This window comes from Luteimonas granuli (genome assembly GCF_007795095.1).
GTDB classification, from domain to species: Bacteria; Pseudomonadota; Gammaproteobacteria; order Xanthomonadales; family Xanthomonadaceae; genus Luteimonas; species Luteimonas granuli.
The window spans coordinates 1,807,793-1,822,213 of the sequence record NZ_CP042218.1 but is presented as its reverse complement, the minus strand read 5'-3'; the positions used below and the strand labels follow the sequence as shown (position 1 = coordinate 1,822,213).

The 14,421-nt window shown below is 72.0% G+C and carries 12 protein-coding genes; 2 read left to right on the top strand and 10 right to left on the bottom strand.

Annotated elements, in window-relative coordinates; genetic code table 11:
- Nucleotides 1–12 precede the first annotated feature (12 nt).
- The 4 genes from FPZ22_RS08340 to FPZ22_RS08325 form a co-directional block, all read right to left on the bottom strand.
- Nucleotides 13–798, bottom strand: a complete 786-nt coding sequence (locus tag FPZ22_RS08340) for an SDR family oxidoreductase (RefSeq protein WP_144892069.1) — start codon at nt 796–798, stop codon at nt 13–15.
- On the bottom strand, nt 795–2,690 hold the full coding sequence (gene sppA, locus FPZ22_RS08335) for a signal peptide peptidase SppA (protein WP_144892067.1): 1,896 nt from the start codon (nt 2,688–2,690) through the stop codon (nt 795–797). The genes FPZ22_RS08340 and sppA overlap by 4 nt, the downstream gene beginning before the upstream one ends.
- A gap of 73 nt (nt 2,691–2,763) precedes the next feature.
- Nucleotides 2,764–4,146, bottom strand: coding sequence for an MATE family efflux transporter (locus FPZ22_RS08330; RefSeq protein ID WP_144892065.1), 1,383 nt, complete (start codon nt 4,144–4,146; stop codon nt 2,764–2,766).
- Nucleotides 4,143–5,594, bottom strand: a complete 1,452-nt coding sequence (locus tag FPZ22_RS08325) for a DUF3106 domain-containing protein (RefSeq protein WP_168198971.1) — start codon at nt 5,592–5,594, stop codon at nt 4,143–4,145. Before FPZ22_RS08325 ends, FPZ22_RS08330 begins: the two co-directional genes overlap by 4 nt.
- 440 nt (nt 5,595–6,034) lie before the next feature.
- On the opposite strand from FPZ22_RS08325, the gene FPZ22_RS08320 reads away from it, so the two are divergent.
- Nucleotides 6,035–8,257, top strand: a complete 2,223-nt coding sequence (locus tag FPZ22_RS08320) for a primosomal protein N' (RefSeq protein WP_144892061.1) — start codon at nt 6,035–6,037, stop codon at nt 8,255–8,257.
- 28 nt (nt 8,258–8,285) lie between these two features.
- Here FPZ22_RS08320 and FPZ22_RS08315 read toward each other — a convergent pair whose 3' ends face one another.
- Complete coding sequence (locus FPZ22_RS08315) at nt 8,286–9,128, bottom strand: NYN domain-containing protein (RefSeq protein WP_144892059.1); 843 nt, start codon at nt 9,126–9,128, stop codon at nt 8,286–8,288.
- Nucleotides 9,129–9,245: 117 nt separating this feature from the next.
- Here FPZ22_RS08315 and zupT point away from each other — a divergent pair, with 117 nt between their 5' ends.
- Nucleotides 9,246–10,055, top strand: a complete 810-nt coding sequence (gene zupT / locus FPZ22_RS08310) for a zinc transporter ZupT (protein ID WP_144892057.1) — start codon at nt 9,246–9,248, stop codon at nt 10,053–10,055.
- A 4-nt stretch (nt 10,056–10,059) separates the two neighbouring features.
- On the opposite strand, the gene rpoH is transcribed toward zupT, so the two are convergent.
- The 5 genes from rpoH to FPZ22_RS08285 all read right to left on the bottom strand — a co-directional run bounded on the left by rpoH (nt 10,060) and on the right by FPZ22_RS08285 (nt 14,337).
- Nucleotides 10,060–10,941, bottom strand: coding sequence for an RNA polymerase sigma factor RpoH (rpoH, locus tag FPZ22_RS08305; protein WP_425462996.1), 882 nt, complete (start codon nt 10,939–10,941; stop codon nt 10,060–10,062).
- Between the two features lie 200 nt (nt 10,942–11,141).
- Nucleotides 11,142–11,855: a uracil-DNA glycosylase gene (gene ung, locus FPZ22_RS08300; protein WP_144892053.1), complete on the bottom strand. Its 714-nt coding sequence runs from the start codon at nt 11,853–11,855 to the stop codon at nt 11,142–11,144.
- The gene (locus FPZ22_RS08295) at nt 11,852–12,700 is read right to left on the bottom strand and encodes a response regulator (RefSeq protein ID WP_144892051.1); all 849 of its coding nucleotides are present in this window, start codon (nt 12,698–12,700) and stop codon (nt 11,852–11,854) included. The genes ung and FPZ22_RS08295 overlap by 4 nt, the downstream gene beginning before the upstream one ends.
- A 4-nt stretch (nt 12,701–12,704) precedes the next feature.
- Nucleotides 12,705–13,652 carry a permease-like cell division protein FtsX gene (ftsX, locus tag FPZ22_RS08290; protein WP_144892049.1) on the bottom strand — a complete coding sequence of 316 codons (948 nt, stop codon included), beginning with the start codon at nt 13,650–13,652 and terminating at the stop codon, nt 12,705–12,707.
- The gene (locus FPZ22_RS08285; protein WP_144892047.1) at nt 13,645–14,337 is read right to left on the bottom strand and encodes a cell division ATP-binding protein FtsE; all 693 of its coding nucleotides are present in this window, start codon (nt 14,335–14,337) and stop codon (nt 13,645–13,647) included. Before FPZ22_RS08285 ends, ftsX begins: the two co-directional genes overlap by 8 nt.
- Nucleotides 14,338–14,421 lie beyond the last annotated feature (84 nt).

Genomic DNA, 14,421 nt, shown 5'->3' with positions numbered 1-14,421 from the left:
GGGAAAAATGGGTCAGAAGCCGTAGCGCAGGAAGCCGCCGTCCACGGCGATGCATTCGCCGGTGACGTAGCCCGACGCCGGCAGGCACAGGAAGGCGACCGCGGCGGCCACCTCCTCCGGTTCGCCGATGCGGCCCATCGGCGTGCGCAGCAGCACTTCGTCGAGGTAGTCCGGATCCGCGAGCTTCGGTGAGGTGCGCCGTGTGCGGATATACCAGGGCGCGACGCAGTTCACGCGCACGCCGTCTTCCGCCCATTCGCAGGCGAGGTTGCGGGTCATCTGGTGCAGCGCGGCCTTGCTCATGCCGTAGGGCGCGCCGGTGCGCACATGGGTCGCGCCCGACACGCTGCCCACGTTGACGATGCAGCTGGCCGCATGCTGCGTGAGCAGCGGATGCGCGTAGCGCGAGAGCTCGAAGGCGCTGAAGAGGTTGACCTCGAAGATCGAGCGCCACTCGTCCTCGGTGTAGTCCACCGCGGCCTTGCCCAGATTGCCGCCGGCGTTGTTGACCAGGATGTTGAGGCCTTCGCCCTGGTCCTCGATCCAGTCCAGCAGCTCGCGGCGCTGCTCGTCGTCGGCGACATCGCAGATCAGCGCGCGCACGTCGCCGTCGGGATGCAGGTCCAGCAGCTCCTCGCGCGCGACCTCGAGCGCATCACCGTCGCGGGCGGCGATCAGCACCCGCGCGCCGAAGCCGAGCAGCTCGGAGGCGATCGCGCGACCGATGCCGGCGCTGCCCCCGGTGACCAGGGCCAGCTGACCGTCGAGGCGCCAGCGGGAGGGGTCCGCAGCGCTCATGGGATGCAGAAGCAGTGCGCCACGGCCTTCACCGGGTGGCCGCCACGGGCCATGACCTGTTCGATGAAGCGCAGTTCGGAGGCGAGGCCCGGCGCCACCCTGGCCAGCAGGTCGGTCGCCAGCCCGCTGCGCGCGAGCACCGGCGCCGCGATGCGGCTCTCGGCCATGCCGGCGACGAAGCTCTCGAACGGCGTCAGCGGCTTCTCGATGTACTTCACGCCCCAGGCGTCTGGCCCGCCCAGCTCCGCGCGGGCGGCGGCGGCGGCCAGCGCGTCGCGCAGGCCGCCGAACTCGTCGACCAGGCCGCGGTCCTTCGCCTGCGCGCCGCTCCACACGCGGCCGCGGGCCACGAGGTCGATCTCTTCGACGCTGCGCTCGCGAGCGGCGGCGACCTTGCCGGTGAAGTCGCGATAGCCCTTTTCGATCACGCTCTGGATCACCGCGCCGACCTCCGGCTGCAGCGGCCGGGTGGGATCGAAGGCGCCGGCGAACGAGGTGGTGCCGACGCCGTCGGTGCGCACGCCGATCTTTTCCAGTGTGCGCGGGATGGTCGGGAACATCCCGAAGATGCCGATCGAGCCGGTGATGGTGGACGGGTCGGCATAGATCGCGTCGGCATCCATGCTGATCCAGTAGCCGCCGGACGCGGCCAGGTCGCCCATCGAGGCCACCACCGGCTTCCCGGCCTCGCGCAGCGCGACCACCTCGCGGCGGATCTGTTCGGACGCGAAGACCTCGCCCCCGGGCGAATCCACGCGCAGCACCACGGCCTTGACCTTGTCGTCGTCGCGCGCGGCACGCAGCAGCGCCGAGGTCGACTCGCCGCCGACGCTGCCCGGGTTCTGCTCGCCGCCCATGATCGTGCCTTCGGCGACCACCACCGCCACCTGCGGCCGGGCATCGGCGGCGGCCATCGGGCTGGTGACGTGCTTGAGGTAGTCGTCCCAGGCGATGTCGCGCACGCCGCTGTCGGTGTCCTCGTCGGCCACGCCGCGTTCGGCCAGCAGCGCCTGCACCTCCTCCAGCGTCTTCAGGCCGTCGACCAGCTTCGCGTCCAGCGCGAACTTCGCGAGGTCGCCGCCGGCGGCACGCACGCCCTCGGGCAGGGTTTCGACGCCGGCGGCCAGCGCCGCGACGTCGAGGCCGCGCGCCGCCGCGATGTCGCCGAGGAAGCGCTGCCAGATGTCGTTCATCCAGTACAGGTCGGCTTCCTTGGCCTCGGGCGAGGCCTGGTCGAGCACGTACGGTTCGGCCGCCGACTTGTACTCGCCGACCTTGAACAGGTGCACGTCGACGCCGAGCTTGTCCTGCAGGCCCTCGCGGTAGTACTGGCGGTAGCGGCCGATGCCTTCCAGCACCATGCCGCCATAGGGATCCATGTAGACCTCGTCGGCCTGTGCGGCCAGCAGGTACTGCGCCTGTCCGAAGTAGTCGCCATAGGCGATCACCTGCTTGCCGGCCGCGCGCAGCGCGCGGATGGCGTCGGCCAGCTCGCGCATCGAGGCGTAGCCGGAGAACGCCATGCGGTCGGTGCGCAGGAGGACGCGCTCGATGCGCTTGTCCCCGGCGGCCTTCTCGACCACCCGCAGCAGGTCCCGCAGGCGGACCTCGGGCACGTCCTGGCCGCTGAGCTTGCCCAAGGCGCGGCTCACCGGATCGACGCTGAACTGCTCGACCAGGGCGCCCTCGGGCGCGATCACCAGAGTGGTGCGGTCGAGCAGCGGCCTTGCGCGTTCGGCGGAGGCCAGCGCTACCAGCACGATCACCAGCAGGAACAGGAACAGCAGGTTGAACACCAGCCGGCGGGTGAAGTTGAGGGCGTCCCACGCCCCGACCAGCACGCGGGCGATGGGGCCTCGGCGGCGGGGGGCGTGACTGGGTGGTGCGGACATGGACGGCTCGACGGATGGACGGACAGTGCGGCCAGTATCACCGCTGCGGGCTGCGGGCGTCACCCGCCGCCGGTCACCCTCCCCTTCGGGGCAGCCGTCCGCTGGTGCGGACGAATCGACCGGCCATGAGCACTGCGGCCACCGAGAGCCCGGCGATCAACCCGATCCACATGCCGCGCGGGCCCAGCCCCAGCCCCAGGCCCAGCCAGACGCCGATGGCCATGCCCACGGCCCAGTAGGCGAAGGCGGCCAGCACCATCGGCACGCGCGTGTCCTCGAGGCCCCGGAGCGCGCCGGCGGACAGCACCTGCACGCCATCCGGGAACTGGAACGCCGCGGCGAACAACAGCAGCGAGGCGGCCAGCGCCGCCACCGCGGCATCGGCGGTGTAGACGGCCGCGATCGCGTCATGGCCCAGCACCAGCACCAGCGCCGACAGCGCCTGGGTGCCCAGCACCAGCGCCAATCCGGCCAGCATCACGCGGCGCACACCCTCCCGGCTGCCATGCGAGCCCACCGCGTGGCCCACGCGCACGGTCGTCGCTTCGGCGACGCCGAAGGGAATCATGAAGCACAGGCTGGCGACGTTGATCGCGATCTGGTGGGCCGCGGACTCGACCTGGCCCAGGCGTCCGATCAGCAGCGCGGTGGCGATGAACAGCCCACCCTCCATCGCCACCGTCACCCCGATCGGCAGTCCGGTACGGAGCAGGTCGCGGATCGACCGCCAGCGCGGCCGCTCGAAGCACGCGAACAGCGCCAGTGGCGCGAAGCGCTTCGAGCACGCCAGGTACGCGGCGAAGCCGAGCGCCTGCGCCCACATCATCAGCGCCGACGCGAGGCCGAGACCGCCGGCGCCCAGCTCCGGCAGCCCGAACGCGCCGAAGGCGAAGGCGTAGCCCAGCGGCACCAGCAGCAGCAGGCCGCCGAAGCCGAACAGCATGGTCGGCAGGGTCCAGTGCAGGCCGTCGCTGAGGTAGCGCATGGCGTAGTAGAGCGTCAGCGCCGGCACGCCCCAGCGGATGCCGTGCAGGAAGGCCGCGGCGCCGGGCCGGATCTCCGGCGCGATGCCCATCGGGCCCAGCGCGAGCGAGGCCAGGCTCAGGAATGCGAACAGCAGGAGGCCGAGCCCCAGCGCCAGCCACAGCGCCTGCCGGAACAGCGGCGCGATGTCGTCCCGGCGGCCGGCGCCGTCGAGCTGCGAGACCGCGGGCGGAAGCGCCATCAGAGTGCCCATCGGAATCATCATCGGCAGCCAGAACATGGCGGTGCCCACCGACACCGCGGCCAGCGTGGCGGTGCCGTGGCGGCCGGCGATCACGCTGTCGACGAAGCCGATCAGCCCGGTCGCCAGGTGCCCGGCCACCAGCGGCAGCGCCAGCAGGCCGGTGGCCCGCACCTCGGCCGCGAAGCCCGGGACGGACAACGCGGGCGGCTGGCCGGAGGCGTCGCTCATTGGGCCGGGGACACCTGGCGCCGCAGCCAGGGGCCGCGCTGCTCGGGCGGCGTGGCCAACAGCTCGACGCGCAGTCCGGCGCGCGCCTGCGGCGGCGTGCGCACGGCGAGCACGGCAAGGTCGTCGCGGGCCTGCGCGTCGAGGCCGCGCAGCGCCGCCAGCAACGGGGCGCGCACGTCGTCCGGCACCTGGGCGATGAGCGGATGCAGTCGCGGGTAGTCGGCACCGAGGTCCGGTCCGAGCAGCCAGCCGCGACGGATGCTGGCGTCCAGCGCGTCGAAGCGGGCGCGCAGCGCGGCCTGCTCGTCCGGTGAGCGCTGCGTGTGGCGCACCGCAGCGGCGCTCAGCCTCCGCCGCTCGGCGGGGGACAGTGCCTGCCAGGTCTGCCAGCGCTCGCGGAGTTCACCCCGCTCGGAGTGCGGCAGCGCGTCCCAGGCCTCGCGCCGTCCGTCCAGCCGCGCGCGCGCCGCCGGTCCGAGTGCATCGAGCCGCGCCTGCGCCGCGCGCACGGCGTGATCGCGAGAAGGGACGGAGTCACCCGGGTCGGTCTCGACACCTGTATCCACGGCGGTGCCGGACTCCGGCTCGACCTCGGCCAGCAGCCAGGCGTGGAACGCCGGATCCGCGGCGGCCGGATCCGGGTCCGCGGCATCCAGCAACAGGCCGAGATCCGGATGCAGTGCCAGCGCGGCCTCGGCCGGGTAGCGCCCCGCCGGAGCTTCGGCCGCGTGCAGGGGCTCGATCAGGATGCGGTCGGGCGCTTCCGCCAGTCCCTCGGGAAGGCGGTCGACGGACCGGAACGTCACGGCCAGCGCCAGCAGGGTGAGCAGGGCCACCAGCCACAGCGCTACCTTCAGGCCGCGTCCCGCCGGGCGGCGCGCGGAAGCGGGACGGTCCGCCGCGCCCGCGGCGTCGGCGTCGGCGTCGGGAGGCGTCGACGGGCCCACGGGAAGCCTGCGGAGCATGTCCTGCACCGCTCCGCCCAGCGCTTCCCAGGCCGCGACGTCGGCATCGCCATCTCCCGCATGGGGCAGCGCCCGCCGCAGACCGAGGCGATAGGTCGGGCGTGTGATGCCGAGGACGATGGCGGCGTCCGACTCGGCCAGGCCGGCCACCAGCCGCAGCAGCAATGCCGCCCGCGGTCCGTGACCGATCCGTGACAGCGGCTCGAAGCCCCGCTCCCAGCGCGGGTCGGGCGGCGGCTGGCGCAGCGTCGGCGCGGCCAGCATCAGGGACCAGAAGTGCCGCGGCCATTCGCTGAAGGCGGTCCGCCCGGCCTCCCGCCGGAACCGGTCCAGCGTCCAGGCCAGCGCACTCTCGGCGGATGTGCGGGAGCCCGCCAGCAGCCAGGCGAAGACCAGGCCGCGTCGCTCGACGCCGCGCAGGAACGCCCCGAGCGCTGTAGGCGCGGCGGCATCGACGGAACCGGGCGAAGGGGGAGAAGGCATGGAAGCGGGGGCAGTCAGGAGCGCCATCATAAGCCGTGGCCGGATGGCGCCCGAGGCTTGACAGGCCGCCCAGTCAGCGAACGGAACGCGCGGACCCGCTCCTGGGGGCCCCGACGGTTGTGCACAGCGGTCATGCCATCGTCATGGTCGTGGTCCAGGCCATGACGTGGAGCATTGCTACACGTATGTTTCACGAGCAAGCCATTGAATCAGAAGCTGTTTCCTGGATTGATCATTTTTTCGCCAAACACGCCTGAACGCTGTTTTCACGGGGTTTGAGGGTCGGGACGCATCGACCATGCACAGACTTATCCACAGCTCGTGTGGATAAGCGAAATCTCCTTGTGGTTCCGCAACTTGCAGGGGAATCGTAGTTTGCAAGGCAACTTTGGCCTGCAAGCGGCCGGGGACGACTCCCGGCGACTCGCTAGACTCTCCCGATGCCCGCCGACGTCCTGCGCATCGCCCTGCCGCTGCCACTACCGCAGCTGTTCGACTACCGCGCGCCCGGCGCCGCCGAGGCCGTGCCGGCGGACGTCGGCCGCCGCATCCGGGTGCCGTTCGGGCCGCGCCAGCTGGTGGGCGTGGTCGCCGCCACCGGTCCCGCCGGCACCGACGCGCCACCGCTGCGCGAGGCCCTGGAGTGGCTGGACGAACAGCCCCTGTTCCAGGGTGAGTCGCTGGCCACGGCGCGTTGGCTCGCACGCTACCTCCATGTCCCGCTGGGCGAGGTGTTCGCCACCGCGCTGCCGGCCGGCCTGCGCCGCGGCGACCCCTTGCCCGCGACCGCCGCCCACGGCCGGGCGCTGACCGCGGCCGGCGCGGGCGCCGTCGACACCCTGCGTGCGGGCGGGCGCCCCCGTCGCCTGGCCGAACTGCTGCGCGCCGGACCGGTCGCCGATGACCTTCTCGACGACGCCATCCCGGGCTGGCGCGCGGCGGCACGCGGCCTGGAGGAGCGGGGCCTGGTCGAACGCGTGGCACTCGACGCCTCCGCACTCCCGGCCGCGGTGCAGCCCGGCCCGACGCCCACCGCGGAGCAGGCGGACGTGCTCGCGGCGCTGCGCGCGACCGAAGGGTTCACACCGGTCCTGCTGGAGGGAATCACCGGCAGCGGCAAGACCGAGGTCTACCTGCAGCTGATCGCGGAGCATTGCCTGGCACGCGACCGCCAGGCCCTGGTGCTGGTGCCCGAGATCGGCCTGACGCCGCAGATGCTGGGCCGTTTCCGGGCCCGCCTGGGCGTGCCCGTGCATGCCCTGCACTCCGGCCTCTCCGACGGCGAGCGCGCGCGCACCTGGGCCGCGGCCTGGCGCGGCGAGGCACGGGTGGTGGTGGGCACGCGCTCGGCGGCGTTCGTGCCGCTGCCCGAGGCCGGCCTGATCGTGGTCGACGAAGAACACGACGGCAGCTACAAGCAGCAGGACGGCATCCGCTACCACGCACGCGACCTGGCCCTGGTCCGCGGCAAGGCGCTGCAGGTTCCGGTGCTCCTGGGCAGCGCCACGCCTTCGCTGGAAACCCTGCACAACGCACGCGCCGGCCGCTATGCGCACCTGCGCCTGCGCACCCGCGCCGGTGCGGCGCGGCCGCCGCGGGTGCGGGTGCTCGACGTGCGCAAGCGCGCACTGCATGCCGGACTCTCGGACGAGCTGCTGGCGGCGGTGCGCGGCGCGCTCGATGCCGACGGCCAGGTGCTGGTGTTCCGCAACCGCCGCGGCTACGCGCCGGTGCTGCTCTGCCACGACTGCGGCTGGAGCGCGGCCTGTCCGCGCTGCAGCACCGACGAGCGCGCGATGCCGATGACGGTGCACGCCGGCGGCCGCCGCCTGCAGTGCCACCACTGCGGCTCGCGACGGCCGGTGCCGATGGCCTGCCCCGACTGCGCCGGCCTGGCGCTGCAGCCGCAGGGCGTGGGCACCGAACGCATCGAGGAACTGCTGGCGGCGCGCTTCGCCGACGTGCCGGTGCTGCGCATCGACAGCGCCAGCACCCGCCGCCGCGACGGCCTGGCACGCGAGCTGGCGAAGCTCGGCGACGGTCCCGGAATCCTCGTCGGCACGCAGATGCTGGCCAAGGGCCACGACCTCCCGAAGCTGGTCCTGGTCTGCGTGGCCGGGATCGACGAGGGCCTGTTCTCCGCCGATTTCCGCGCCAGCGAGAAGCTCGCGCAGCTGCTGGTGCAGGTGTCCGGGCGCGCGGGTCGAGCCGAGCGCCCGGGCGAGGTGCTGCTGCAGACCCACCATCCGGAGCACCCGCTGCTGCAGGTGCTGGTCGGCGGCGGCTACCGCGCGTTCGCGGACGCCGAACTCGGCCAGCGCGAGGCGGCGGGCTTTCCGCCGTTCGCGCACATGGCCCTGCTGCGTGCGGAAGCGAAGCAGGCGGGCGCGGCGGAGGACTTCCTGCGCGTGGCCGCCGCGGCGTTCAACCAGGCGCGCGATGGATTGCCACACGGACAGGCGCGCACGCTGCTGGTCTCGGGGCCGGTGCCGGCACCGATGCCCCGACGCGCGGGGATGCACCGGGCGCAGCTCCTGTTGTGTTCCCAGGCACGGCCGGCGCTGCACGCAGCGCTCGATGCGGTGGTGGACGGATTGCACGCGCTGCCGGAAGCGCGGCGGGTGCGGTGGTCGCTGGACGTGGATCCCGTCGACCTGTACTGACGCGAGGACGCGGTGGTGCGCGGACCCTTCAGTCCCGTTTCGGCTGCGCCGGTTTCTTCGCCGTCCTGGCCGCAGCCTCCGGCTTCGCCACGGCCTTCGCCGTGCCCTCGACCGCCGACTTCGTTTCGACCGCCTTTGTGCGCGCCCTGCGCCCGCCCCCGCGCGCCGGCCGTTCGCGCAGCTCCACCACCTGGCCCTGGCGCCGCATCTCGAACAGGCCGATCGCCTCGATCAGATCGCTGAGCTTGCGGTAGCCGTAGTTGCGCGAGTCGAACGGGCCCTGGTTGCCGATGTGGCTGCCGACCGCGCCCAGCTTCGACCAGCCATCGTCGCCCTGGGTGGCGTCGATCGCGCCGCGCAGCAGGCGTACCAGGTCGGCGTCGTGCTGCAGCTGCAGCGGCGTCGACGCCTCGTCGTCGCCCTCGTCCTCGGGCTCGCCCAGCTTCTCCAGGTAGAGGAAGGTCGAGCAGGCGCGGACGAAGGGCTGCGGCGTCTTCTCCTGCCCGAAGCCGTACACCGCGACGCCATCGCTGCGCAGGCGCATCACCAGCGGGGTGAAGTCGGCGTCGGACGAGACGATGGCGAAGCCGTCGAGATTGCCGGCGTAGAGCAGGTCCATGGCGTCGATCACCATCGCCATGTCCGATGCGTTCTTGCCGGTCGAGTAGGCGAACTGCTGGATCGGGCGGATCGCCCAGGTGTGCAGGCACTTCTCCCAGCCCACCAGGTGCTGGCTCTTCCAGTTGCCATAGGCACGGCGCACGTTGGCGACGCCGTGGCGGGCGATCTCGGCGAGGATCACCTCGATCTTGGACGCAGGCGCGTTGTCGGCGTCGATCAGCAACGCGATGCGTTTCTCGTGGTCGGGCATCCCCGGCTCCAGTGGGTGGCGCCAAGGCGGCGCGATGCGCGCACGATAGCGCACCCGGTTCGGCTAGGATGGCGCCGCGGCTGCGCATGCGCCCCGCACGTCGCATGAGGACGCCCGATGATCGAGTACTCCACCGCCAACATCCTCCTCGCGCTGGCGGTGACCACGGCGGCCGGGCTGGCCACGGGCGTCGGCGGGCTGCTGGTGTTCGCGCAGAAGACGCCCAGCGCGCGCCTGCTCGCCTTCGGCCTGGCCTTCGCCGGCGGCGCGATGGTCTACGTCTCGCTGTCGGAGATCCTCAACAAGTCCATCCTGTCCTTCAGCCAGGGCTATGGCGACCGCGCCGGTTTCAGCCTCGGCACGCTCGCCTTCCTCTGCGGTGTCGGCCTGATCATGCTGATCGACCGCCTGGTGCCCAATCCGCACGAGCGCCTGGAAGCCGACGACCCGTTCTTCCGCGAGCACAACGCCGCCTACATCAAGCGCGTCGGCCTGCTGACCGCGCTGGCGATCACCGTGCACAACTTCCCCGAAGGCCTGGCCACCTTCTTCGCGACGCTCGAGAACCCGGGCGTCGGCCTGCCCCTGGCCTTCGCCATCGCCATCCACAACGTGCCGGAAGGGATCGCGATCGCGGTGCCGGTGTACTTCGCGACCGACAACAAATCCTATGCCTTCGGCGCCTGCATGCTCTCGGGACTGGCCGAGCCGCTGGGAGCGATCATCGGCTATGTGCTTCTGCGGCCGTGGATGTCGGACGCGGTCTTCGGCAGCGTGTTCGGCATCATCGCCGGAGTGATGGTGTTTCTCGCGCTGGACGAGCTGCTGCCGGCGGCCAAGCGCTACGCGCGCGGCCATGAAACCGTCTACGGCCTGGTCAGCGGCATGGCCGTGCTCGCGGTGAGCCTGGTGCTGTTCAAGTGGTGAGCGGTCAGGCCGCGAACAGCGCCTTCATCTTCTTCAGCGCATTGGCCTCGATCTGACGGATACGCTCGGCCGAGACGCCGTACTCGTCGGCCAGCTCCTGCAGCGTGACCTTGTTGTCGGGGGCGAGCCAGCGGCGCTGGACGATGTCGCGCGAGCGCGCATCCAGGCCCGCCAGACCCTCGCGCAACAGCTCGAGCTGGCTGGACTCGCTGTCCTCGCGTTCGTACGCCTGCGAAGGGTCTTCGTCGTGCGACATCAGGTAGGCGGCGGGCGCCGGCGGTGCGCGCTCGTCGTCCTCGTCCGCGGACATGTCGAAACCGATGTCGCGGCCGGACAGGCGCGACTCCATCTCCAGCACCTCGCGCTCCGAAACGTTGAGGTCCTCGGCGACGGCGCGGACCTCCTCGGCGTTCAGCCAGCCCAGGCGCTTCTTGCTCCTGCGCAGGTTGAAGAACAGCTTGCGCTGCGCCTTGGTGGTCGCGACCTTGACGATGCGCCAGTTGCGGATGATGTACTCGTGCATCTCCGCGCGGATCCAGTGCACCGCGAACGAGACCAGGCGCACGCCGACGTCGGGATCGAAGCGCTTCACCGCCTTCATCAGGCCGATGTTGCCCTCCTGGATCAGGTCGCCCAGGGGCAGGCCGTAGCCGTTGTAGCCGCGGGCCACGTGGACCACGAAGCGCAGGTGCGACATCACCAGTTCGCGGGCGGCGCCCAGGTCCTCTTCGTCATGGAAGCGGCGGGCCAGCGCCTGTTCCTCTTCCACCGAGAGCACGGGAATCTGGTGCACGGCGCCGATGTAGGCATCCAGCGAACCGATCGCGCTGGGTACCGGCAGATTGCTGGCGACGAGGGGATAGGTGGTTCCGGTCATGGTCATCATTCTAGCAGTGGACAACTTCGACAGCCGGGCCGTCGAGAAGTTCCCATTGTCCTGTAAATGAAACAGTCAGCCAGGCATCCGTCCAGTTGCTACGAAACGGCCCGCGCAAAAGGGACACGGCCAACTGCCTGAGCCGACGGACCGACGGGAGCCGAGCATGCCAGCGCTCCGGTGACGCCCGGGTGCATCGCGCTTGGCGGTCAGTCCAGCGCCAGCGCAGCCAACGGCGGCAGCGACCAGTCCACCGGCGCCGCGCCCGACCGGGCCAGATACTGGTTGGCGGCCGAGAAGTGCCCGCAGCCCAGGAAGCCGCGGTGCGCCGACAGCGGCGAGGGGTGGGTGCTGCGCAGCACCCGGTGGCGTCGCGGGTCGATCACCCTGCCCTTGGCCTGGGCGTAGCTTCCCCAGAGCATGAACACCAGGCCCTCGCGCTCGCGGTTGAGCACATCGACGACGTGGTCGGTGAAGCCTTCCCAGCCCATGCCCTGGTGCGAGCCCGGCCGCCCCTCCTCCACCGTCAGCACCGCGTTGAGCAGCAGCACGCCGCGCCGGGCCCAGGGCAGCAGGCAGCCGTGGTCGGGGCGGGCAAGGCCGAGGTCGCGCTGGACCTCCTTGTAGATGTTGTCCAGCGACGGCGGCACGCGCACGCCCGGGCGCACCGAGAAGCACAGCCCGTGCGCCTGGCCGGCGCCGTGGTAGGGGTCCTGGCCGAGCACCACCACGCGGACGTCCTCGAAGGGCGTGGCGTCGAAGGCGGCGAAGATCTCCGGGCCCGGCGGGAAGATCCGCGCGCCGGCGGCCTTGCGGTCGCGCAGGAAATCCGACAGCGCCCGCATGTCGTCGCGCGCGAACCATTCGCCGACCCGCGCCTTCCACGACGGCTCCAGGCGGATGCGGTCCCCGGCCACGGTCATGCCACGGGCGTCCCCGCCTCCGGCAGCCGCGACAGCCGCAGCTGGAACAGCGCCTTGGTCACCAGCAGCCTCTCCTCGATCGGCTTCAGCACCAGGTCGTTGGCGCCGTCGCGGAGCAGGGCCGCCTGGTTGCCCGGGTTGGCGTCGCCGGTCATCACCAGCACCGGCAGCCGGCGCCTGGACCAGCCGAGATCGCCGCGGATCGCCTGCACCAGGTCGCCGCCGTCGAGTTCACCCTTGAGGTAGACGTCGGTGATCACCAGGTCGGCGCCGGGGCCCTGGCCGGCGGCGATGCTCCCATGCAGGAACTCCAGCGCGGCCTCGACGCTGGTCACATGCTCGACCTCCATCTGCTGCGCCTGGAGCATGCGCGAGGTCGCCAGCGCCACGGTGCGGCTGTCCTCGACATAGAGTACGCGCGCGCCCGGGATCGGCGACGGCTGCACGTAGCCGCGGATGAACTCCGCCAGCGCGCGGTGGCCGTGCGACTTGTCGAAATAGTCGGTGACGTCGTCGCTGAAATGGCGGCCCTCGAGATGCTCCTGGACGTTGCCCGAGATCACGATCACCGGCACGTAGCGCTGGCCGGCGGCGGCGCGCACGGCCTGGGCCAGCTGCTGGCCGTAGCCGTCCGGCAGCACCAGCGAGGTCGTGGCGAGGTCGATCGGCGCGGTCTCCAGCGCGGCATGTGCCTCGGCCAGGCCGGCGCAGGACACCACCTCCGCCGCGGGCAGCTCCGCCCGCAGCACGTCACCGATCAGCTTGCGCACCAGGCGCGAGCCGTCGACGACCATGATCCGCGGCGCGCTGCCGTCGAGATGGCGGATGTCGGTGGGCCCGGACATGCGCTCAGGTCTCCGTGGGCCGGGTCTGGCGCAGGAAATGGCCGGTGACCGCACCTGCGCCCAGCCAGCCCAGCGCGGTGGCGCCGAAGATCACCGCCAGCGCCTGGCGCGGCGCGAACCCGTCCAGCGCGAAGCCGCTGCCGTAGCTGGCGGCAAGCTCGGCCAGCGGAGCGCGCAGCGCGGCACCCGCCGCGGTCAGCAGCGCCAGCGCCATCACGCCGGCGCCGAGGCCGTACCAGGCGCCGAGGTAGAGGAAGGGGCGACGGATGAAGCCGTCGCTGGCGCCGAGCAGCTGCAGCACGCCCAGCTCCTCGCGTCGCGACTGGATGTCCAGCCGCACGGTGTTGCCGACCACCAGCAGGGCGCCCAGTCCCAGCAGCGCCGCCAGCACCCAGGCCAGGCGGCCGCCGAAGCGCAGCCAGCCGTCCAGGCGCTGGCGCCAGGCGGCGTCGTGCTGCACCAGCTCGGCCTCGGGCAGGGTGCGCAGCGAACCGGCAAGCAGGGTCTCGTCGCCGGCCGGGGTCACGATCAGTACGTGCGGCAAGGGGTTCTCGCCGAGCGCGTCGATGGCCTCGTGCAGGCCGCTGCGTTCGCGCAGTTCGGCCAGCCCCTGGTCAGGCGTGCGGTGCTCGACCCCGCCGATGTCGGCGCGGCCGCCAAGCACCGCCACCAGCTCGGCCACGCGGGCGGGCGCGACGTCCTGCTTCAGGAAGATGCTCAGCTGGCGCGAGGCCTGGACCTCGCCGGCGAAGCGCTCGACGTTGGCCAGCACCAGCCAGAGCCCCAGCGGCAGCGCCAGCGCCACCGCCATCACGCCGACGGTGAGCGCGGTGGACCAGGGCTTGTCGAGCACGCGACCGAGGCTGGCGATGATGCTGTAGGCGTGGTGGTCGAGCCAGGCGCCCGCTCGCGACCGGGCGGCTGTCCTGCCGCGTGCGACGGACTCATTCATCGGCCAGGTCCTCCGGCGCGATGTCGTCGGCCAGGCGGCCGTGGTCGAGCACCAGCACCCGCTTCTTCATGCGCTTGACCAGGCCGAGGTCGTGGCTTGCAACCAGCACGCTGGTGCCCTGCTCCGGCAGCGAAGCGAACAGCGCCATGATCTCGGCGGCCAGGGTGGGATCGAGGTTGCCGGTGGGCTCGTCGGCCACCAGCAGGCGCGGCTCGGCGACCACCGCGCGGGCGATGCCGACGCGCTGCTGCTCGCCGGCGGAAAGCTCGCCGGGCAGCGCGCCGCCGCGCGCGCCCAGGCCGAGACGCTCGAGCACCGGGCGCACCCGGCGACCGGCGTCCGATCGACGCATGCCGCGCAGCACCAGCGGCAGGGCGACGTTGTCGTGCACGCTGCGGTCGGCCAGCAGGCGGTGGTCCTGGAACACCACGCCGACCTCGCGCCGGTGCAGCGCCACACGCCCGCCACGGACCTTCAGCAGGTTGCGCTCGCCGAACAGCACCGTGCCGCGGCTCGGGCGTTCGGACAGGTGGATCAGCCTCAGCAGCGTGCTCTTGCCGGCGCCGGAATGGCCGGTGACGAACAGCATCTCGCCCGCCTCGACGTTGAAGCTGACGTTCTCGAGCGCGACATGTCCGCCCGGGTACTGCTTGCAGACGTTGTCGAAGCGCAGGACCGGCGACATCGCGGGACTCGAAGGCGGGGGATGCGCGAGTATCGCCCGGAGGCCGGCGCGCGGCCAACCGCGCGCGCTCCGGCTACCGCGCCC